Source organism: Streptomyces sp. NPDC002004, from assembly GCF_053593975.1.
Genome location: NZ_JBSFDP010000002.1, coordinates 621,990 through 640,683, shown reverse-complemented (window position 1 = coordinate 640,683; position 18,694 = coordinate 621,990). Strand labels below are relative to the sequence as shown.

Genomic DNA, 18,694 nt, shown 5'->3' with positions numbered 1-18,694 from the left:
GCCGTTCGCCAGGGCCTGGCGTCACATTCCCGTCGTCGCCCGAAGGGCGACGACAGGCACTAGGCGAGGCGCTTGACCGCCTCCGCCACCCGCTCGTCCGTCGCCGTGAACGCGACGCGGACGTGCCGGGCGCCGGCCACGCCGTAGAAGTCGCCGGGGGCCACCAGGATGCCCCGCTCGGCGAGACGCGCGACGGTGTCCCAGCAGGACTCGTCGCGGGTGGCCCAGAGGTAGAGGCTGGCCTCGGAGTGGTCGATGCGGAAGCCGTGGCCCACCAGGGCGTCGCGGAGGGCGGCGCGACGGGCCGCATAACGCTCGCGCTGCTCCCGGACGTGCACGTCGTCGCCGAGCGCAGCGACCGCGGCCGCCTGCGTGGGCGCCGACGTCATCATGCCGCCGTGCTTGCGGATCTGCAGCAGGTCGCCCAGCACACCGGCGTCACCGGCGAGGAAGGCCGCCCGGTACCCGGCGAGGTTCGACCGCTTGGAGAGGGAGTGGACGGCGACGATGCCCTCGTACGAGCCGCCGCAGACGTCGGGGTGCAGCACCGAGACGGGGTCCGCCTCCCAGCCGAGCTCCAGGTAGCACTCGTCGGAAAAGACGAGGATGCCGTGTTCCCGGGCCCAGGCCACGGTCCGGATCAGCTCGTCCTTGGACAGCACCCGGCCGGTGGGGTTGGACGGCGAGTTGAGCCAGAGCAGCTTCAGACCGGAGGGGTCCAGCTCGGTCGGCTCGTTGTAGACGACATGGCCGGCGCGGGCCAGCCGGGCACCCACCTCGTACGTGGGGTAGGCGAGCCGCGGATAGGCGACCGTGTCGCCCGGGCCGAGGCCGAGCTGCGTGGGGAGCCAGGCGACGAGCTCCTTGGAGCCGACGATCGGCAGGACGTTGTGATGGGTCACCCCGCGCGCCCCGAGCCGCCGCTCGCACCACCCCGTGATCGCGTCCCGCAGCTCCGAGGTCCCCCACACGGTCGGATAGCCCGGCGAGTCGGCCGCCGCGACGAGTGCCTTCTGGATCAGGTCCGGCACCGGGTCGACGGGTGTGCCGACGGACAGGTCGACGATGCCGCCCGGGTGGGCCACCGCCGTCGCCTTGTACGGCTCCAGCCTGTCCCAGGGAAAGTCGGGAAGGCGGTCACGAAGCGACGTGCTGCGGGCGACGGGTGGGTGATCGGGGACTGCGGACACGGGAGATCACTTTCCTCTCGGACGGACGCCCTGATTCCGCCAGGGCGGCCACCATGGACGAACGCCTCGGTCCCGTACGGCGGGCATGCCGTACGGGACCGAGGCGGCGCGTCTGCGCGTGCCGCTTACTGGTTCTGCGGCGGCAGCGCGGCGATGAACGGGTGGTCGCGCTCGATCAGCCCGAGCTTGCTGGCGCCACCGGGCGAGCCGAGCTCGTCGAAGAACTCGACGTTCGCCTTGTAGTAGTCCTTCCACTCCTCCGGCGTGTCGTCCTCGTAGAAGATCGCCTCGACCGGGCAGACCGGCTCACAGGCACCACAGTCGACGCATTCGTCCGGGTGGATGTACAAGGACCGCTGGCCCTCGTAGATGCAGTCGACCGGGCACTCCTCGATGCACGCCTTGTCCTTCACGTCGACACAAGGCTGCGCGATGACGTAGGTCACGCTGTCGTTCCTCCTCGATAGGGCGCTGGCGGGCCTCCTCAGGCTCCGCCGCCTGGCGCGCGGGAGCGCGGCGTCGTCGATGCCCGCACCTAGTATCTCCGTTCCCGGGCATGATCCGAACAGGAGGGGTGGACACAGCTGTGGAATTCACTGCGGGCGGACGGCTCGAAGTCCGCATCACGGCCGCTGACGTGGGAAAACGTGTGTCTGTGCGGCGAGTGAGTGACACCCGTGAGGAATCCACGAAGTTCACCGACACGGTCGGTGTTCTCACATCGTGGGACAAGGGAGTGCTCACGATCACACGACGGACGGGTGAGCGGGTCCGCATCGCGGAATCCACGCTGGTCGCGGGCAAGGTCGTTCCCACCCGTCACCCGACCGCCGCCCCTCCAGGAGGCGCTTCGCGCCCCGCGACGACTGCCCGGGCGCGTCGCCGGGGCCCCGCGACGTCGTACGAGGAGCTCGCGCGGATCTCGGCACGGGCCTGGCAGCCCGTGGAGAGCGAACGGCTGGGCCGGTGGGAGCTGCGCGCGGCCGCAGGATTCACCCGGCGCGCGAATTCGGTGCTGCCGCTCGGCGATCCGGGCGTGCCGCTCGACGATGCGCTGGAGCGGGTGCGGGAGTGGTACGCCGCGCGGGGGCTGCCCGCGTACGCCCAGACCGCGACCGGCGCGGAGGGCACGCAGGAGGTGCTCTGCGGCGAGCTGGAGGAGCGGGGCTGGGTGCGCGAGGTGAGCGCCGGGCTGTGGATCGCCGGGCTCGCGGCGATCGGTGACCTGGACGCGGACGTGTCGGCCGTCCGGCTGTCGCGGGATGCCGACGAGGGCTGGCTGCGCCGGTACCAGCGCTTCGAGGAGCCGGGGCCGCACGTGCTGAGCGTCCTCGGGAGCGGGCCCTCGGTGTGGTTCGCGTCCGTGCCCGGCGAGGCCGGGGAGGGGGTCGCCGCGATCGGGCGGTGCGTGATCGACGGGCGGTGGGCGGGGTTCATGGCCGTGGAGGTGGATCCGGCGCACCGTCGCCGGGGCCTGGCCACGGCGGTGATGGCGGCGCTGGCCCGGCAGGCCCTCGAGGAGGGCGCGTCGGCGGCATGGCTCCAGGTGGAGACCGACAACGACGGTGCCCGGGCGCTGTATGCCGGCATGGGCTTCGAAGAACACCACCGTTACCACCATTACCGGGCGCCCGATCCTGAGTGACCCTGGACTCAGCAGCACCCGGCACCGGGGGGACGTTCCCGTCGTCGCCCCGCGTGCCCCGAGACCCGCACACGTCCGCGGAGACGACCACCCGACGGATCACGACCCTCCGCGCCGCCGGGAGGCGACGCGCCCGAGCCGAAGGGGTACAAGTCAGCTATGCAGCCCCCCAGCCCTCCGCACCCCCCGGACCCCGCGCGCGCCGCGGAGTGGCGGCGGCTGTTCGCCGAGGAGGCCCGGGCCGCACGGCCCGACCTGTCCCAGCTCTGCCTGCTCATCGCGGCGGTGGCGGACGGGTCGCTCGACGAGGCGGGAATGGACGCCGCCCAGATGGAGCTGGACCGGCTCGCGGGCGAGATGCCGTTCCGCCCGGGCGAGCCCCGGGACTGGGCGAACGCGCTGGCCGAGCTGCTCGGCGAGCACTACGGGTTCGGCGGCAGCGCCGGCTGCTACCAGCAGCTGCAGTCGTCGCTGCTGCACGAGGTGCTGCACCGCCGCCGGGGGCTGCCGATCCTGCTCTCGGTGGTGTGGATGGAGGTCGCCCGGCGGGCGGGGGCACCGGTGTACGGAGTGGCTCTGCCGGGGCACTTCGTGGTGGGCATCGGCGTTCCCGGGGTGATCGAGGAGCAGGTGCTCGCCGATCCCTTCGACGGCGGCCGGGTGCTCACCGGCGGCGACGTACAGCTGCTCGTGGCGGGCGCCACGGGGGCTCCGCTGGACCCGTCGATGCTGATTCCCGCCGATCCGCTCGCCGTCGTGCTGCGCGTCCTCAACAACATCCGCGCCTGGGCCGCGGCCCGCCCCGAGCACACGGCCGTGGCGCTCTGGGCCCTGGACCTCTCCCTGCTGCTCCCGTCCCACCCGGCCCGGCTGCGCTACGAGCGCGCCCAGTTGCTCGTGCAGCGCGGCGAGTTCCTCCACGGCGCCACGGAGCTCGACGCGTACGCCGAGGTGGTCGCCGCGGTCGACGAGCCGACGGCGGCCGTGATCCGCGGCCAGGCCCGCGCCGCCCGCGCCCGGCTGAACTGACGCGCGGCACGTCCGGCGGGACGGGCCGCCCGGCCCGAGGGTCCCGTCCGTGAACAGCCGGACCGCTGGAGGTGACGCTCACCCCCGCGAGCCCCGCGTGACCGTCGCACGCGCCCCCTACAGCCAGCCCTTCTCGCGTGCCACCCGCACCGCCTCGGTGCGGTTGCGCACCGCCAGCTTCTGGATGGCCGTGGAGAGGTAGTTGCGGACGGTGCCCTGGGAGAGGTGGAGGGCGGTGGCCAGCTCCGCGTTGGTGGCGCCGTCGGCGGCCGCCCGCAGGACCTCGCGCTCGCGGTCGGTGAGCGGGTTGGCGCCCTCGGCGAGGGCCGCCGCGGCGAGGGTGGGGTCGATGACGCGTTCCCCGGCGAGCACCTTGCGCACGGCTTCGGCGAGTTGGGCGGCCGGTGCGTCCTTGACGAGGAAGGCGTCGGCGCCGGACTCCATCGCGGCACGCAGGTAGCCGGGGCGGCCGAACGTCGTCAGGATGACCAGCTTGAGGGCCGGAAGCGCCGCGTGGACCTCGGCCGCCGCCTCGATGCCGGTCTTGCCCGGCATCTCGATGTCCAGCAGCGCCACGTCCACGTCCTGGGCCCGGACCGCGGCCAGCACCTCGTCGCCGCGGGCGACCTGGGCGACCACCTCGATGTCCGGTTCCAGGCCCAACAGCGCGGCGAGGGCCTCGCGGACCATCGACTGGTCCTCGGCGAGGAGGACCTTGATCGTTCGGCTCATGCCTCGGATCCTACGGGGGGCCGTACGTCCGCCGCCCCGGCCCCGTGGGGACCCAGCGGGACACGGGCGGTGAGCACGAAACCGCCGCGCCGTGCCGAGGACGTCTCCAGCGCGCCGCCGACCGCCGTGAGCCGCTCGGTGAGACCCGTGAGGCCGTTGCCGGGCACCCCCGAGCCGCCCGTTCCGTCGTCCTCCACGGTGAGCCGCAGCACGGCTCCGTCGAGTGTCTCCCGCCGGCCGAGGTCCACCGTGCAGCGCCGTGCGCCGCTGTGCCGTACGACATTGGTGATCGCCTCGCGCAGGGCCCAGGCGAGCGCGGACTCGCCGTCCTCGGTGAGGCCGTCCGGCAGCTGCGGCTCGGTCGGCAGGTCGGCGAGGATTCCGGCGGCGGTCAACGCGACCCGTGCGCCGGCGAGTTCACCGAGCAGCCGGGGGCGGCGGTATCCGGTGACGGCCTCCCGGACGTCGACCAGGGCCTGGCGGCTGACCTGTTCGATGTCGGCGACCTGCTGCGCCGCCTTCTCCGGGTGGTCGGGGAGCATCCGCCCCGCCAGCTCGCTCTTGAGCGTGATCAGGGACAGCGAGTGGCCCAGGAGGTCGTGCAGGTCACGGGCGAGGCGGAGCCGCTCCTCGTTCGCGGCGAGCTGGGACACCGTGGCCCGCGCCTGGCGCAACTCCACCGTCGTACGGATCAGTTGGCGCACCCCCGTCATCGCGAACCCACTGAGCAGGGCGGGGATCACGAGGTCGATCTCCAGCCCCCTGCCGTTGCGGAGGCCGATCAGCACCATCACGAGCGTCGCGGCCGGGATCGCCCAGCGGGCCAGCCGCATCGGCAGCGTGGCCCCGCAGGAGACCGACACGTACACGAAGAGGACCAGCCAGGGGTCACCGAGCGTGAGCGACGTGACCACGGCAATGGCCGTGAGGCACCCGAGGACGCCTCCGAGCGCCCTGCGGGACGGCGGGCGGGCGGTGTGGCGGAAGACCAGGAGCAGGTACACCGCCACGAAGGTCATCAGGCCGAGCCATCCGAGGGCGGTGGCGAGCGGCGTGTGGTTCCCGTCGAGGAGGTCCGTGACCGGGGCGCCCAGGAACGCGAGCCAGACGCCGATCCACACCAGCTTGCGCCGCACCTCGGCGCGGTTGCGAGGAGGCGTGCCCATCGGCGGCAGCGGGTCCGAGGGACCGTCGAGCAGGTCGTCGTCGTTCATGGTCTTCACGGTGGTCACGCCTCTGTCGGTGGTCACGCCCGGGTGAGGGGCACGCCTCGGTCGGTGGTCACGCCCGGGTCGGGGGTCACGCCTCGGTCGCCGGCGGCCGCCTTCATGGACCAGCACCGCCTCGTGTTCCCCATGATCCTCCGGCCGGCGCGGTCCTCACGCCTTGCGGGTGTCCTTGCGGTACAGCCAGGCGGCCCCGCCCGCGAAGAGGAAGAAGGACACGGCGAGGATGGTGAGGTCCTTCGCATGCGGGGCGTTCCCGACCTCGATGGCCTGGCCCATGGCGGCGTACGCGTGCGTCGGCAGCCACTTCGCGATGGACTGCAGCCAGTCCGGGAAGGTCGTCGTGGGCATCCACAGGCCGCCCAGCACGGAGAGGCCGAAGTACACGATCATCGTGATGGGGCGGACGGCGTCGCCGGTGGCGAGGTAGCCGATGGCCACGCCGAGCGCGGCGAAGACGAGGCTGCCGGCCCAGATCGCGCCGGTCAGCGCGAGCCACTGCCAGGCGTCCAGCCGCACACCCTTGGCCGCAGCGGCGACGAGGAAGACCACGACGATCGCCGGAAGGCTGACCACGGCGGCGCTCGCGATCTTCGCCAGGACGTAGCCACGTCCGGGCAGCGGCGTCAGGCGCAGCTGGCGCACCCAGCCGCTCTCGCGCTCCTTGGCGATGCGCTCGCTGTTGCCCATCAGGACGGCGGTGAGGGCGCCGAAGGAGGCCATCGACACCATGAAGAACGTCGGCAGGGTCAGTGCGGTGCCGGGCACCTTGGTGGTGCTGTCCTGTCCGCCGGCGATCAGCAGGAAGAGGGCCGCCGGGTAAATCACGGAGAAGAACAGGAACTTCTTGTTGCGCAGGGCGCGGGTGAGTTCGAGCTTGATCAGGCTGGTCATGCCGACTTGGCCTCCTCGGCTGCGGTGATGGCGACGAAGGCCTGCTCCAGACCGAGCCCGGCGACTTCGAGATTGCGGGGGTAGAGGCCGAGTCCGTACACCGCGTGGACGGTGGCGTCGGCGTCGGTCGACTGGATGCGGACGGTGCGGCCCGAGATGTCGACGGTGGCGAGGAAGGGCAGTTGGCGCAGCGAGCTCTCCGTGGCCGCGTCCACGGTCTCCAGGTCGAAGGAGACGCGGCGCGCGCCCGCCTTCGCCTTGATCTCGGCGGCGGTGCCGTCGGCGAGGAGCCTGCCGCGGTGCAGGACGAGCACCCGGTCGGCGATCGCGTCGGCCTCTTCCAGGTAGTGCGTGGCGAACAGGACCGTACGTCCCTGGTCGGCCTGTTCCCGCATGGTCGCCCAGAAGGCCTGGCGGGCGGAGACGTCCATACCGGTGGTGGGCTCGTCGAGGACGATCAGGTCGTTGGCTCCGGCGGTGGCGAGCGCGAAGCGGACGCGCTGCTCCTGGCCGCCGGAGAGCTTGTTCACCTTGCGGTCGGCGATCTGCGTGATGCCCGCCCGGGTCAGCACGTCGTTCACCTTGTACGGCCTGGGGTGCAGGTCGCACGCGAGCTTCACCAGCTCGCCGACGGTCACCTCGTCCATCAGCCCGCCGGTCTGGAGCATCGCGCCGACCCGCCCGGCGACGATCGCGTCCCGCGGGGTACCGCCGAACACCCGGACGGTCCCCTGGTCGGCGGGGCGCAGCCCCAGCAGCAGGTCCAGGGTGGTGGACTTGCCCGCGCCGTTGGGGCCGAGGAGTGCCACGGTCTCGCCGGGACGCAGATCGAGGCTGAGGCCGTCCACGGCACGGACGTCCCCATAGGTCTTCGACACCTGGTCGAAGGTCACCACGGTCCCCGTGCCGGTGCCCGTCGCGGTGGCTGTCGCTGTCGTCGTCATGTCCTCCATGGTGTCGGGAACGGGCGACGTGGGGCAGTGTCGGGCATCGTGGGTTGTGCATGACAGATGTCATGGGGCGGGGGATGACGGGCCGCTTGCTCCCGGCCGGTTCCCGCCCCCGCTCGGCCCCGCCACTGCCCTGCCGGGCGGGCCCGTCTCAGTCCCGCTTCCCCCGCAGCACTTCCAGCGCGTCGGCGACGGTGTGCAGGAATCCCGAAACGGCGCGGGGGCTGCAGGGGAGTTCGGGGTTCCAGGGCTCGACGCCGGCGGTCGCGGTGAGGGTGTGCCAAGCCGGTACGCCGTCCAGTGCGGACGGTTGTACGGCGTTGCCGCGGCTGTCGGCGAGGACCAGACCGGGGGCGAGGGCGGCCGCCTCGTCCCAGGTGGTGGTGGTCCAGTTGACGCCGCCCGGTCCGGGCTCGGCGAAGCGGACGCCGAGTCCGGCGAGATGGCGCAGTTCGGGCCAGGTGGCGGGGCGCGCCAGGTGCACCTGCTCGGGGCCGGCACCGGAGAGGGCGAGGACCCGGGGCGGTGCGGCACCCGCGGCCGCGGCACGCACGGCGTTCTCGGCCGCGGTCAACTCGCCGGAGGCGCCGGACGGCTCCGCCCCCAGCGCGCGGGCCAGCGCGGTGAAGCGGGCCACGATGTGCGTCAGGGAGACGTCGCCCGCGACGGCGAGCGCCACCACGGGTGTTCCGGCGCGCGCCGCGACCTCGTCGTCGACGGCGTAGGCGTGCTCGCGGTCGTACGTCACGTCGACGATCAGATCGGGGCGTACGGAGCTCAGCGCGGCCTCGTCCAGGGCCTTCCCGGCGCCGAGGTACGGAACCTCGGCCCTCGTGAGGGCGCCCGACTTGGCAGGGTCGGGGCGGTCGCCGTCGTGTCCGGAGCCGTAGCAGGCGACCGGGCGTATGCCGAGGTCCCACAGGCCCGCTCCGGCACGGAGATACGCGGCGACGCGGGTGGGCGGGGCGGCCGTCCGGACGGTGATGCCCCGGTCGTCGGTGAACTCCCAGCCCATGGCCCCTGCCCCCTCGGCGTCAACTCGCGCTCCTCGCACGCGACTTGGGCCACCATGAAACGAATCCGGACGCACCGCAAGACCGCCCGCGGCTCCGGCCTCCGGCCTTCCGCCGTCCCGCGACCACAGGGGCCCTGCCCCTGGAAGCCGGACCGGCCCGCCCTTCTCGGTCTCCGAGGAGGACGGGCCGGATGGCGCCGGGCATCCGAGGGGGGCGCCGGGCCGGCGTCCCGGACCGGATCCGCTAGTTCGGGTTGGTCTTGATGACGCCCACCCGTTCCGCGGGGGTCTTGCCGAGGAGGGCCTGGCGGAGCGCGAGGACCACGTCCTGGGGCTGGACCGGCGTCTTGCCCGTGGCACGGGTGACGAGGACGCCGTCGAAGGTGTTGCCGTACAGCCGCTTGAGGGCCTGAAGGTCGTAGGTGTCGACGAGCTTGCCGTCAACCGCCTTCACTCCGAGGATCTGCGGCAGCGACTTCGCGGGGCCGAACGGAATCGACTTGTCGCCCGCCTTGATGGTGACGAGACCCGACATCGCCGGCTGGGCGAAGGCCTTCATCATGCGGTCGACCTCGGCGTTCGAGACCGTCGGGCGGCGCATCGTGGTGGGCACCCGGACGGGTTCGCTCCGGCCGGTCGCGACCTGGTCGCGGTACGCCTGCTCCACCGCGGCGGCCGACTTGTCGACGTCGATGCCCTTGCCCACCTTGCCGTAGACGGGGACCGCCCGGCCCGGCACGAACTTGATCGTGCCCTCGTTCGCCGCCCCGGAGGCGCCGGCCGCACGCTCCAGCGCGGAGTGCAGCTTCTCCGCGTCGACGGGCATGACCGGATCGACGGCCCGCTCGCCGCCGAAGAGGGAACCGATCACGGAGACCGGGTTGTAGTCGCTGGAGGCGGCGGCCCGCACGGTGGCCTCGGTGTCGAAGGACAGGCCCGCCTGGTCCGGCCTCAGCGCGGTGGCGTCGCCCGAGACGGACAGCTGGAGCGGCCGGTTCGTACGCTCGCCGATGGCCGCGTCGAGCTTCTTGACGGCATCGTCACGGGTGCCGCCGCCGATGTCGACGCCGAGGACGGTGGTGCCCTTGGGCACGTCGGAGTGGTTCACCAGCAGCCCGGCGCCGTAGGCGAGGCCGCCGACGACGACCACGGCGACCGCGGCGAGCACCAGCTTGTTGCGGCCCTTCTTCTTCGGGGCGGCGGCGGACCCGCTCGGCCGCGGCGGGTCCGGGAGCTGCGGCGGCGTGTGCGGCACCGGAGCCTCGGAGTGCGGTCCCGGTGCGAACGGCGAGCCCGGCGTCGAGGGCACGACAGGGATGCCGCTGGTCAGGGTGTGCCCGGAGACGTTGTCGCCCGGGCCGCCCGGCTCGGGGGCGGGCTTCTGCGGCGTGAGGATCGCCGTGTCGTCGCTCATCCGGGGGACGGATCCGGTGTCGCCCATCCGCGGAATCGCGCCCGTGTCCGCGTCCATCGGTCGCGGCACCGAGCCCGTGTCCTGGTCGAGCGGCGGGACCAGCGGGCTGTCGCCGGTCACGGGTCCGGAGGTCGGACCGGTGGGATTCTGGGCGAAATAGGGCAGATCACCGCGGTTCGGGTCCCCGCCTTCGCGGTTGAGCGCGTTCGCGCCGGAGTCGGCACGCGGGCCGGATCCCGGGCCCGGGCCGAACGGACCGCCGGGGATCTCGTACGCTCCCGTGCCACCGTCGGCGGGGGCGTCGAACCCGCTCGGGGCACCGCCGCCCGCACCGCGCCGCGGCAGGGGGGCCGTACCGCGCACCGTGCGGGGAGCACCCGTGCCCTGAGGGCCGCGGGCCGCACCGCCGCCGAGACCGTCGGCCGGTGCGCCCGGAGCACCGCCGCCGAGCCCCGCACCCGGGTCGCCGCCCGGACCGTCGGGGCGCGCACCGCCCGGCGCACCGCCCTGGGGCGCCGCGGACGGCGCGTCGACGCCACGGCCGTTGGTGGACGACTTGCGGGGCGCGAACCAGCTGCTGGTCTTCTCCTCGGCAGGGCCGGACACCCCGGCCCCGTCGGCGCCGTCCGCGGCGGCCGGCGTGCCGCCCGTGGGCGCGGAGCCTTCGGCTCCCGGCGCCCCCGCACCCTTGGCCGGGCCCTCGTCGCCGCTCGCGGCCTTGTCGGCGTCGGAGACGGGTGTGCGCATCACGACCGGCGGGATGGGACGCGATCCGGGGATGTTGATCCGGATGCGCGTGGTCAGCGTCGTCTCGGTCTTGCGTTCCTCCGACCGCGCGTCGGCGGACTGCCGGCCGGCCGCGCCCTCATCGGAAGCGGCGCCCTGCGTGGGGGTTCCGTACGGCGGCGTCCCCGAGGGGTAAGCGGCTCCGCCGCGCCCTTGGGCTCCGGAGGACGAACTGTCAGTTTCACGACTCAAGGCAGGTTCTCCCGGTTGGCTCCGCCGCCCGTTGATCCGGCGGTGGGGTCCCCCCGCTCCTCAAGAGCCTGGGGGAAGCTCGGCGGCGCGCACCACCATACTGGCCACCGCGGGACCTCGATCGGGGACGGCCGGGGAAACCTGTGCGGGACTCGTGGGCGCCTGGTACGGCGAAGTGGTACGTCACTTGCCAAGTCGGGCGGAAGGGGGACCCTGGTGCGGGGGTTGACCAAGGGTGGCGCAGATCACAGCGATTGCCATGCCGCCGAGCAGGAAGAGGTAGGAGCCGACGCCCACACCGAAGGCGAAGTCACCTTCCGGGCGACTCGTGGTGAGCAGGACGACGGTGAGCATCCAGCCGGCCGCGGGCGCGATCGCCCCGGCGCGCGCACCGGTTGCGCGAGCCCCGCCGACGAACGTGCCGGCCGCCGCGGCCAGCGCGAGCAGCAACCCGCCCGGGAACAGGCCGCCTTGCACCAGCGCCCCTGCAACGGCGACGACGGCGCCGAGCACAAAGAGCCCGACATAAGCGGCGATTCGCCCGGGGGTCAACGGCCGTTGCCCCGACCCCCCGCCGAAACCCGTACCGACGCCCGCACCGTTGCCGGGGGCCGGGCCCGAACTCGCCCGGGGCCGCCCGCCGGGCGTCCCCTTGTCCTCCGTGCTCATCACACCGCCACCTCCGCGAACAGATCGGTCTCGGGCGCCCCGCCCGGCACCCCGCGCACCAGCTGGTAGTACTCGACGGCGAACAGCGGCTGGGCGAGCTGGTTGGAGAGGGCGAACCACGGTCCGGCCACCTCGATCTGGGTGGCGTGGGCACGCATGGCCGCGGCCTTGGTGCCGACGTGCGCGGCGCCGTCGACGACGGTCGTGACGACGCCGTCCTCGACCACGCCCGGCACGTCGTCGACGGTCGCCGCCGCCTTGAACGGCAGCTCGTGAAGGACCTCGCGCAGGCGTGCGAAGCCCTCGTCGACCACCGAGCGGGGTACCCGGTTCCAGTAGATCTTCGCCACCTCGTACGGTTCGCCCAGATCAGGACGGTAGGCCCGTTCGGACGCGAGATCGGCGGCGCGCATCGCGACGCGGTGGGCCTTGATGTGGTCGGGGTGGCCGTAGCCGCCGTCCGGGTCGTAGGTGACGAGCACCTGCGGACGTACCTCGCGGATCACCTGGACGAGGTGCGTGGCCGCCTCGTCGAGATCGGCGGACCAGAAGGAGCCCTCGCGGGTGTTCTGCTCGGCGCCCATCATCCCGGAGTCGCGGTACCGCCCTGGCCCACCGAGGAAACGGTGGTCGGTGACGCCGAGCTCGTGCATCGCGGCGGCCAGCTCGCCGACGCGGTGGGCCCCGAGGGTGTCCTGCCGGTCCGAGGTGAGCCCCGCCAGCTCGGGCGGGATGACCTCACCCTCCTCACCGAGGGTGCAGGTGACCAGCGTGACCTGGGCGCCCGCGGCCGCGTACAGGGCCATGGTCGCGCCGTTGTTGATCGACTCGTCGTCGGGATGCGCGTGCACGAGCAGCAGGCGCCGGGCGGGCGGTTCCGTCATACCGCCCACCCTACGAGGCAGGCGGCGCTCCCCCACCACCTCCCCGATCGTCCGTCACCCTCGCCGTCGGGCACACGTGCGGCGGGAGGCGCGGTCCGGCAGCGGCTTCCTCACTGCCGAAGGCGTACTCCCGCTTCCAGCTCACCGGCCAACAGCCGCCCTTGCCTCGTCCAGGACCGAGCTCAGTTCCTGCAGGGCCTCCCGAGCGGTGGCCGGGTCTTCGTGTTCCGTCCGGCTCTGAGCACGGGAGTAGCGGGCGGACAGATCGGGGCGGCGTGCGATCTCGATGTCCCTGGCCCAGGTCAGGACCCAGCTCTGCACCGGACTGAGGGACTGCCACTCGACCGCCTTGGCGAAGGCCTCGTCCTTCTTGGCCTGCATCTCCTCCAGACGGCCCGGGTCGACGACGGCGAGGGCCGCACGCAGGGCGTCAGGGGTCCGCTCGGGACGGGGGATCAGCTCGTGTCCGAGATCGGAGTGGGTGCTCATCGTTTCCGCCACCTTTCGTGCCGTGGTGCCGGTGCCCCGGACAGGCGCGTCAGACCGCCGCTGGAGCGGCGGTCCCGCAGTCGCGGCAGCGGCCCGGGACGGATGCGCGGAAGGCGCGGTCGCAGTTGTCGCAGGTCTGGAGTGGGTGCGGGGCGGCCGGCTGCGGGACTGGTGCGCGCAGCGGCAGCAGGGGCGGCAGCTGGGCGTCGAGGCGGTGGGCCAGGAGGGCGGCCGGGCGCCGGAGCCCTTCGGACGGCAGGTCGCTGGTCAGCGCGTGCCGTACGGCGGCGGGGCTGACGTCGCGCTCCAGCCAGGCGGCGACGCCGGGGGCGAGGTGCGCCGTGTCGCAGGCGGAGAGGAGCAGGCGCGCGTCGTGGCGACGCAGCTCTGCGAGGAGGTCGGCGGCCGCCCCGAGGAGGCCCGGGGTGGCCCAAGCCGGGTGGGGCACCGCGGGGAGGGGCTTGCGGGGTGTGCGCTGCTTCGGGGCCGGGTGCGCCCGCCGTACGGGCTCCTGGTCGGCCCGACGGCGGCCGGGCTGGTTGCAGGAGATCGTGCGCGTGACGATACGGCCGCCGGGGATGCGGTGCCGTTCACGGCGCAGGTACCCGTGAGCCTCCAGTTCGCGCAGAGCTGCGGCGATACGCGCAGCTCCCTCGGGGAAGCGGGCAGCGAGGGTCTTGATGTCGACGCGGGCGCCCTTGGGCAGCGACTGGAGGTGCACGCCCAGTCCGATCGCGAGGAGGGAGAGTTCGGGGTGCTGTGCCAGGTGGTTGCCGATGACCGTGAAGCGGGTGGTGTGGCGGGTGTGGTCGTGGACGAGACCGCCGGAGTGAGGGCGCCGGTACGGGCGGTTGTTCCCGGCAATGCGGGACTGGGCGTGCGGGGGCACGCTAGGGTTTTCCGTATCCATCGGGAAGCTCCTACTTCCTCGGTGGTCAGGCCCTCGCACTGGGATGCCAGTCCCGGCGGGGGCCGTCGCATGTCTGCGGTGGTGTTGCGCCGAGCGTAGAGCAGCCAACCCGTCCCGAATCCAGCTGCGTTGGCGATGTTCACTCGCGGGAGTGAGTTTGCGCTCCGGGCGGGAGGGGTGGGGCTTGGCCGGGTTCTTTCACCCTCGTGTTTCTTGGGAAAGAGCACCCCTCGCACCGGAGCACGGGCGGCCGGGTTCCGGTGCGAGGTCGAGTTCCGCCCACACCGTCTTGCGGGGGTGAGGTCCCGGGGTGACGCCCCAGCGGTCGGCGAGCGCCTCGACGAGGACCAGGCCACGGCCGGACTCGGCGTCGGGGGCAACCGGTTGGGCGCACGGGAGGCGGTCACCGCGGGTGTCGGTCACCTCGATCCGGAGCGTGCCGGCGGCGACGTGGAGCGTGAGCCGGAAGTCACGGCCCGGGACGCGTCCGTGCGTCGCGGCGTTGGCGGCCAGCTCGGCGACGACGTTCGCGGCCGGCTCCAAGGGGAACCCCCAGCTGCGCAGTTGCTCGGTGGCGAGAAGACGGCCGAGGCGAGCCCCGCGCGGTGTCGGCGACAGGAGGACGCTGAAGTCGGGCACGGGTGCGTCGAGTTGGACCTCGGGCGAGGCGGTTTCCTGATTCACGTCACTCAGCGTGGCGACGCGCGCCTACCGTGAACAGTGACAACACCGATACGTACGGTGACTGTCCGGAGGTTGTCCGGTCGTGTCCGGTCAGTCCGGAAGCGTCGTACGGGTAGGGCCGTTGAGGCACGGCGGTACGGCGGAGGGGTGCGTGGCGCACATGGACGGTGGCGCGGGTCGGCTCAAGAGCGAGGCGGACGAACCGGGGTGGGAGGTGGACCCCGACGACTGGGGTGTGGCGGTCGTCGCGACCGTCGGGCGGCAGCTGAAGCTCCGCCGGGAGGCGGTGGGGATGCGGGCCGCCGACTTCGGAGAGGCCGTCGGGTACGGCGAGGACATGGTCTACAAGATCGAGAGCGGGAAGCGGATCCCCCGGCCCGAGTATCTGGACATGGCGGACGAGGTGTTACGGGCGGGCGGGCTGCTCTCGGCGATGAAGGAGGACGTACGGAGGGTTCGATACCCCAAGAAGGTGCGGGATCTGGCACAGATGGAGGCGAAGGCGGTCGAGCTTCAGCTGTACGACCCCTTGAACATCCATGGATTGCTGCAGACGCCGGAATACGCACGCGGACTTCTCCTGATGCGGCGCCCCGCGTACAGCGAGGACGAGGTGGAGCGGTTCATCGCAGCCCGCGTGGCACGCAAGTCCGTCTTCGAACGGGACCCCGCGCCCGAAGTCAGCTTTGTCCTGGAGGAGTGGACGTTACGACGTCCACTCGGGGGAAGGGCGGCGCTGCGACGCCAGCTCGAACATCTCCTTGAGGCGGGACGGTTGCGGAACGTCGAGCTTCAGGTGATGCCGATGGATCGCGAGGAACATGCCGGACTTGCAGGTGGCATCGAGGTGCTGAAATTCGAGGACGGATCGGCCGTGGGGCGTTCACAGGCGGTGGCCAACGGCCGACCGCTCTCCGAGCCCAAGCAGCTCCGTATCCTTGAACTGCGGTATGGCATCATCCGGGCCCAGTCACTTACACCACGTGAGTCGACGGCCTTCATCGAGCAACTGCTGGGGGAAACATGATCCGCGACACCTCGGCCGGGGGCGCCTCCGACCTGACGTGGTTCAAGAGCAGTTACAGCAGCAGCAGCGAAGGCGACTCCTGCGTAGAACTCGCCACCACCCCCGGCACCGTCCACGTCCGCGACTCCAAGAACCTCGACGGCCCCCGCCTGGCCTTCTCGCCCGCCACCTGGTCGGCCTTCGTGCCGTACGCTTCCGAAGACTGACCGGCGGGCCTACCGCCGGCCCCGCCCCCGGACGGGCCGTCCCGCCGGACCGGCGCCGTCAGAACTTGATGCCGCCGATCATGCTTGCGACATTCGTGGTGAGCTGGCTGATCGTCGGAGCGATCGACGAACTCGCGAGATAGAACCCGAGGAGCATGCACACGATCGCGTGCCCGGCCTTCAGTCCTGACTTCTTCACCAGGATGAAGACGATGATCGCCAGCAGCACCACCGCCGAAATGGAGAGTGCCACGGCGGTTCACCTCCCAAGACCACGCGTTACGACGACAGATGTCAGGGGCTTCCTACCCACCCCGCGCAACGGATCATAACTTTCCGTGCGTACGCATGGATCGCAAAATCGAGGCTCACGGCAGCACGAGGGGGCGCATGCCCCAATGGCACGTGTCGGACGGAACCCTCCGCCCGGATGGCCGAAGGGCCCGCGTTCCGTCGCCGGGCTCCCGGCGCCTGTCCGAAGGGTGAGACGGGCGGGAGTCCTGGGACAGGGCCTAGGCTCGGGGGATGATCTCCGAACCGATCTCGTTCCCGCGGCAGCACGCGCGAACCCAGCGTTTCACGCTGGGCGCGCCCCGCGCGTTCACCGTGGCCCCGGACGGGGCTCGCGTCGCCTTTCTGCGTTCCCGGTCGGGTACCGACCGGGCGAATCTGCTCTGGGTACTTGACGTTGCGGAGGGCCAGGAGAGGGTCGCGGCCGACCCGTCCGTGCTGCTGAGCGGGGCCGAGGAGAACCTGTCGGCGGCCGAGCGGGCGCGTCGCGAGCGCAGCCGCGAGGGTGCGGCGGGCATCGTCGGCTATGCGACCGACGCGGCCGTCGAGTTGGCCTCCTTCGCCCTCTCGGGCCGGCTGTTCGTGGCCGAGCTGCGTGCGGGGACGGCGCGCGAACTGCCCGTACCCGGGCCGGTGATCGACCCGCGGCCCTCTCCCGACGGGCGCCATGTCGCCTATGTCTCGGGGGGCGCCCTGCGGGTCGTCGGCACCGGTGAGGCACCGGACGACCGTGCGCTCGCCGAGCCGGAGACGGAGGGCGTGACCTACGGCCTCGCCGAGTTCATCGCGGCCGAGGAGATGCACCGGTCGAGGGGCTTCTGGTGGGCTCCCGACAGCACGCGGCTGCTGGCCGCCCGCGCGGACGACGCCCCCGTGCACCGCTGGTGGATCGCCGACCCGGCGCACCCGGACCGCGAGCCGGCCCGGGTGGCCTACCCGGCCGCGGGCACGCCGAACGCCGAGGTGCAGCTGTTCGTGCTGGGGCTCGACGGGAGCCGCACCGAGGTGGCCTGGGACCGTACGCGCTATCCGTATCTCGCCGCGGTGCACTGGTCGGAGGCCGGGGCTCCGCTGCTGCTCGTGCAGTCCCGCGACCAGCAGAGCCAGCTGTATCTGGCGGTGAACCCGGACGACGGCGCGACCCGCATGGTGCACGCCGACGAGGACGCCGACTGGCTGGAGCTCTTCCCCGGCTCGCCCTGCTGGGCGCCGAGCGGGCGACTGGTGCGGATCGCGGACGAGGCGGGCGCGCGGGTTCTCGCGCTGGGCGACCGGCCGCTGACGAGCGGGCAGCTCCATGTCCGCGCCGTACTGGACGTCTCCGACGACGACGCGCTGATCTCCGCGTCCGCGGGCCCCGCCGCGGCCGACCCGGAGACCGGCGAGGTGCATGTCTACCGGGTCAACGAGCTCGGCATGGAGCGGATCTCGCAGGAGCCGGGGGTGCACTCGGCGGTGCGGGCCGGCGGCGTGACGGTCCTGGTTTCGGCCACCCCCGGCCGGCCGGGGGCGCTGGTGGAGCTGCTGCGCGACGGCAAGCGGATCGCGACCGTGACCTCGCACGCCGAGCGCCCGGCCCTCGTTCCGCGGGTGACGCTCACCGAAGGGGGCGCACGCCGCATCCCGTGCGCCGTCCTGCTTCCCACGGGCTATCAGGAAAGCGACGGTCCGCTTCCGGTTCTCATGGACCCCTACGGCGGTCCGCACGGCCAGCGTGTGCTGGCCGCGCACAACCCCCACCTCACCTCGCAGTGGTTCGCCGACCAGGGCTTCGCGGTGGTCGTCGCGGACGGCCGGGGCACCCCGGGCCGCTCCCCCGCCTGGGAGAAGGCGGTCCACCACGACTTCACGGTCACGCTCGACGACCAGGTCGACGCTCTCCAGGGCCTCGCCGCAACCCATCCGCTGGACCTGGACCGGGTCGCGATCCGCGGCTGGTCCTACGGCGGCTACCTCGCCGCCCTGGCCGTGCTGCGCCGCCCCGACGTCTTCCACGCGGGTATCGCCGGCGCCCCGGTCACCGACTGGCGGCTGTACGACACGCACTACACGGAGCGGTACCTCGGCGACCCGGGGAGCGCCCCCGAGGCGTACGCGACGAGTTCGCTCGTGACGGACGACGGCCTCTCCGGCGCCGCGGACGTCCACCGCCCGCTGATGATCGTGCACGGCCTGGCCGACGACAACGTCGTCGCCGCCCATACGCTGCGGCTGTCCTCGGCGCTCCTCGCCGCCGGCCGCCCGCACGAGGTGCTGCCGCTGTCCGGCGTGACGCACATGACCCCGCAGGAACAGGTCGCGGAGAACCTGCTGCTGCTTCAGGTGGACTTCCTGAAGCGGTCGTTGGGGATGCGCTAGGTACCGATCACGGGGAAAACGACCGGCCGGGGCGACATGGCTGCGCCCCGGCCGGTCTACGGCACCCGCACGGCCGTACGCCCTCCAGAATGCCGCGTCCGTA

The 18,694-nt window shown here is 72.7% G+C and carries 19 protein-coding genes; 5 read left to right on the top strand and 14 right to left on the bottom strand.

What is annotated here, in order from left to right; all coding sequences use genetic code 11:
- Positions 1 to 59 precede the first annotated feature (59 nt).
- Both ACWCP6_RS05890 and fdxA read right to left on the bottom strand, forming a co-directional pair.
- On the bottom strand, positions 60 to 1,190 hold the full coding sequence (locus ACWCP6_RS05890) for a bifunctional succinyldiaminopimelate transaminase/glutamate-prephenate aminotransferase (protein WP_450931082.1): 1,131 nt from the start codon (positions 1,188 to 1,190) through the stop codon (positions 60 to 62).
- 125 nt (positions 1,191 to 1,315) lie between these two features.
- The gene (gene fdxA / locus ACWCP6_RS05885) at positions 1,316 to 1,636 is read right to left on the bottom strand and encodes a ferredoxin (RefSeq protein WP_030669097.1); all 321 of its coding nucleotides are present in this window, start codon (positions 1,634 to 1,636) and stop codon (positions 1,316 to 1,318) included.
- 140 nt (positions 1,637 to 1,776) lie between these two features.
- On the opposite strand from fdxA, the gene ACWCP6_RS05880 reads away from it, so the two are divergent.
- Together ACWCP6_RS05880 and ACWCP6_RS05875 are read left to right on the top strand one after the other, a co-directional pair.
- Positions 1,777 to 2,835: a GNAT family N-acetyltransferase gene (locus ACWCP6_RS05880; RefSeq protein WP_450931081.1), complete on the top strand. Its 1,059-nt coding sequence runs from the start codon at positions 1,777 to 1,779 to the stop codon at positions 2,833 to 2,835.
- A gap of 159 nt (positions 2,836 to 2,994) precedes the next feature.
- Complete coding sequence (locus ACWCP6_RS05875; RefSeq protein WP_450931080.1) at positions 2,995 to 3,864, top strand: transglutaminase-like domain-containing protein; 870 nt, start codon at positions 2,995 to 2,997, stop codon at positions 3,862 to 3,864.
- Positions 3,865 to 3,981: 117 nt separating this feature from the next.
- On the opposite strand, the gene ACWCP6_RS05870 is transcribed toward ACWCP6_RS05875, so the two are convergent.
- The 11 genes from ACWCP6_RS05870 to ACWCP6_RS05820 all read right to left on the bottom strand — a co-directional run bounded on the left by ACWCP6_RS05870 (position 3,982) and on the right by ACWCP6_RS05820 (position 14,709).
- A complete protein-coding gene (locus tag ACWCP6_RS05870; protein ID WP_450931079.1) occupies positions 3,982 to 4,596 on the bottom strand; it encodes a response regulator in 615 nt (204 codons plus the stop codon).
- On the bottom strand, positions 4,593 to 5,810 hold the full coding sequence (locus ACWCP6_RS05865; RefSeq protein WP_450931119.1) for a sensor histidine kinase: 1,218 nt from the start codon (positions 5,808 to 5,810) through the stop codon (positions 4,593 to 4,595). The genes ACWCP6_RS05870 and ACWCP6_RS05865 overlap by 4 nt, the downstream gene beginning before the upstream one ends.
- 165 nt (positions 5,811 to 5,975) lie before the next feature.
- Positions 5,976 to 6,716, bottom strand: coding sequence for an ABC transporter permease (locus ACWCP6_RS05860; RefSeq protein ID WP_450931078.1), 741 nt, complete (start codon positions 6,714 to 6,716; stop codon positions 5,976 to 5,978).
- On the bottom strand, positions 6,713 to 7,660 hold the full coding sequence (locus ACWCP6_RS05855) for an ABC transporter ATP-binding protein (protein WP_450931077.1): 948 nt from the start codon (positions 7,658 to 7,660) through the stop codon (positions 6,713 to 6,715). Before ACWCP6_RS05855 ends, ACWCP6_RS05860 begins: the two co-directional genes overlap by 4 nt.
- 157 nt (positions 7,661 to 7,817) lie before the next feature.
- Positions 7,818 to 8,681 (bottom strand): ABC transporter substrate-binding protein, encoded by an 864-nt coding sequence (locus tag ACWCP6_RS05850; protein ID WP_450931076.1) that lies wholly within the window; start codon positions 8,679 to 8,681, stop codon positions 7,818 to 7,820.
- 244 nt (positions 8,682 to 8,925) lie between these two features.
- Positions 8,926 to 11,073: a hypothetical protein gene (locus tag ACWCP6_RS05845; RefSeq protein ID WP_450931075.1), complete on the bottom strand. Its 2,148-nt coding sequence runs from the start codon at positions 11,071 to 11,073 to the stop codon at positions 8,926 to 8,928.
- A 183-nt stretch (positions 11,074 to 11,256) separates the two neighbouring features.
- Positions 11,257 to 11,745 (bottom strand): DUF6113 family protein, encoded by a 489-nt coding sequence (locus ACWCP6_RS05840; RefSeq protein WP_450931074.1) that lies wholly within the window; start codon positions 11,743 to 11,745, stop codon positions 11,257 to 11,259.
- Positions 11,742 to 12,626: an N-acetyl-1-D-myo-inositol-2-amino-2-deoxy-alpha-D-glucopyranoside deacetylase gene (gene mshB / locus ACWCP6_RS05835; protein ID WP_450931073.1), complete on the bottom strand. Its 885-nt coding sequence runs from the start codon at positions 12,624 to 12,626 to the stop codon at positions 11,742 to 11,744. The genes ACWCP6_RS05840 and mshB overlap by 4 nt, the downstream gene beginning before the upstream one ends.
- A gap of 141 nt (positions 12,627 to 12,767) precedes the next feature.
- On the bottom strand, positions 12,768 to 13,115 hold the full coding sequence (locus ACWCP6_RS05830; RefSeq protein ID WP_450931072.1) for a hypothetical protein: 348 nt from the start codon (positions 13,113 to 13,115) through the stop codon (positions 12,768 to 12,770).
- 49 nt (positions 13,116 to 13,164) lie between these two features.
- The gene (locus ACWCP6_RS05825) at positions 13,165 to 14,025 is read right to left on the bottom strand and encodes a helix-turn-helix domain-containing protein (RefSeq protein ID WP_450931071.1); all 861 of its coding nucleotides are present in this window, start codon (positions 14,023 to 14,025) and stop codon (positions 13,165 to 13,167) included.
- A 198-nt stretch (positions 14,026 to 14,223) separates the two neighbouring features.
- Positions 14,224 to 14,709 carry an ATP-binding protein gene (locus ACWCP6_RS05820; protein WP_450931070.1) on the bottom strand — a complete coding sequence of 162 codons (486 nt, stop codon included), beginning with the start codon at positions 14,707 to 14,709 and terminating at the stop codon, positions 14,224 to 14,226.
- A gap of 160 nt (positions 14,710 to 14,869) precedes the next feature.
- On the opposite strand from ACWCP6_RS05820, the gene ACWCP6_RS05815 reads away from it, so the two are divergent.
- Both ACWCP6_RS05815 and ACWCP6_RS05810 read left to right on the top strand, forming a co-directional pair.
- Entirely contained in the window at positions 14,870 to 15,736 is an 867-nt protein-coding gene (locus tag ACWCP6_RS05815; protein ID WP_450931118.1) for a helix-turn-helix domain-containing protein, read from the top strand.
- On the top strand, positions 15,733 to 15,942 hold the full coding sequence (locus ACWCP6_RS05810) for a DUF397 domain-containing protein (protein ID WP_450931069.1): 210 nt from the start codon (positions 15,733 to 15,735) through the stop codon (positions 15,940 to 15,942). The genes ACWCP6_RS05815 and ACWCP6_RS05810 overlap by 4 nt, the downstream gene beginning before the upstream one ends.
- A 58-nt stretch (positions 15,943 to 16,000) precedes the next feature.
- Here the strand turns inward: ACWCP6_RS05810 and ACWCP6_RS05805 are convergent, their stop codons facing one another.
- Entirely contained in the window at positions 16,001 to 16,195 is a 195-nt protein-coding gene (locus tag ACWCP6_RS05805) for a hypothetical protein (RefSeq protein WP_450931068.1), read from the bottom strand.
- A gap of 272 nt (positions 16,196 to 16,467) precedes the next feature.
- Between ACWCP6_RS05805 and ACWCP6_RS05800 the strand changes: the two genes are divergently transcribed.
- A complete protein-coding gene (locus ACWCP6_RS05800) occupies positions 16,468 to 18,591 on the top strand; it encodes an alpha/beta fold hydrolase (protein ID WP_450931067.1) in 2,124 nt (707 codons plus the stop codon).
- Positions 18,592 to 18,694: the final 103 nt, after the last annotated feature.

Bases quoted from the DNA above. Each gene is read 5' to 3' on its own strand.
- ACWCP6_RS05865 (WP_450931119.1), bottom strand. From the start codon at position 5,810: ATGAACGACGACGACCTGCTCGACGGTCCCTCGGACCCGCTGCCGCCG.
- ACWCP6_RS05855 (WP_450931077.1), bottom strand. From the start codon at position 7,660: ATGACGACGACAGCGACAGCCACCGCGACGGGCACCGGCACGGGGACC.
- ACWCP6_RS05875 (WP_450931080.1), top strand. From the start codon at position 2,995: ATGCAGCCCCCCAGCCCTCCGCACCCCCCGGACCCCGCGCGCGCCGCG.
- ACWCP6_RS05850 (WP_450931076.1), bottom strand. From the start codon at position 8,681: ATGGGCTGGGAGTTCACCGACGACCGGGGCATCACCGTCCGGACGGCC.
- ACWCP6_RS05825 (WP_450931071.1), bottom strand. From the start codon at position 14,025: ATGGATACGGAAAACCCTAGCGTGCCCCCGCACGCCCAGTCCCGCATT.
- mshB (WP_450931073.1), bottom strand. From the start codon at position 12,626: ATGACGGAACCGCCCGCCCGGCGCCTGCTGCTCGTGCACGCGCATCCC.
- ACWCP6_RS05800 (WP_450931067.1), top strand. From the start codon at position 16,468: ATGATCTCCGAACCGATCTCGTTCCCGCGGCAGCACGCGCGAACCCAG.
- ACWCP6_RS05810 (WP_450931069.1), top strand. From the start codon at position 15,733: ATGATCCGCGACACCTCGGCCGGGGGCGCCTCCGACCTGACGTGGTTC.
- ACWCP6_RS05830 (WP_450931072.1), bottom strand. From the start codon at position 13,115: ATGAGCACCCACTCCGATCTCGGACACGAGCTGATCCCCCGTCCCGAG.
- ACWCP6_RS05815 (WP_450931118.1), top strand. From the start codon at position 14,870: ATGGACGGTGGCGCGGGTCGGCTCAAGAGCGAGGCGGACGAACCGGGG.
- ACWCP6_RS05860 (WP_450931078.1), bottom strand. From the start codon at position 6,716: ATGACCAGCCTGATCAAGCTCGAACTCACCCGCGCCCTGCGCAACAAG.
- ACWCP6_RS05870 (WP_450931079.1), bottom strand. From the start codon at position 4,596: ATGAGCCGAACGATCAAGGTCCTCCTCGCCGAGGACCAGTCGATGGTC.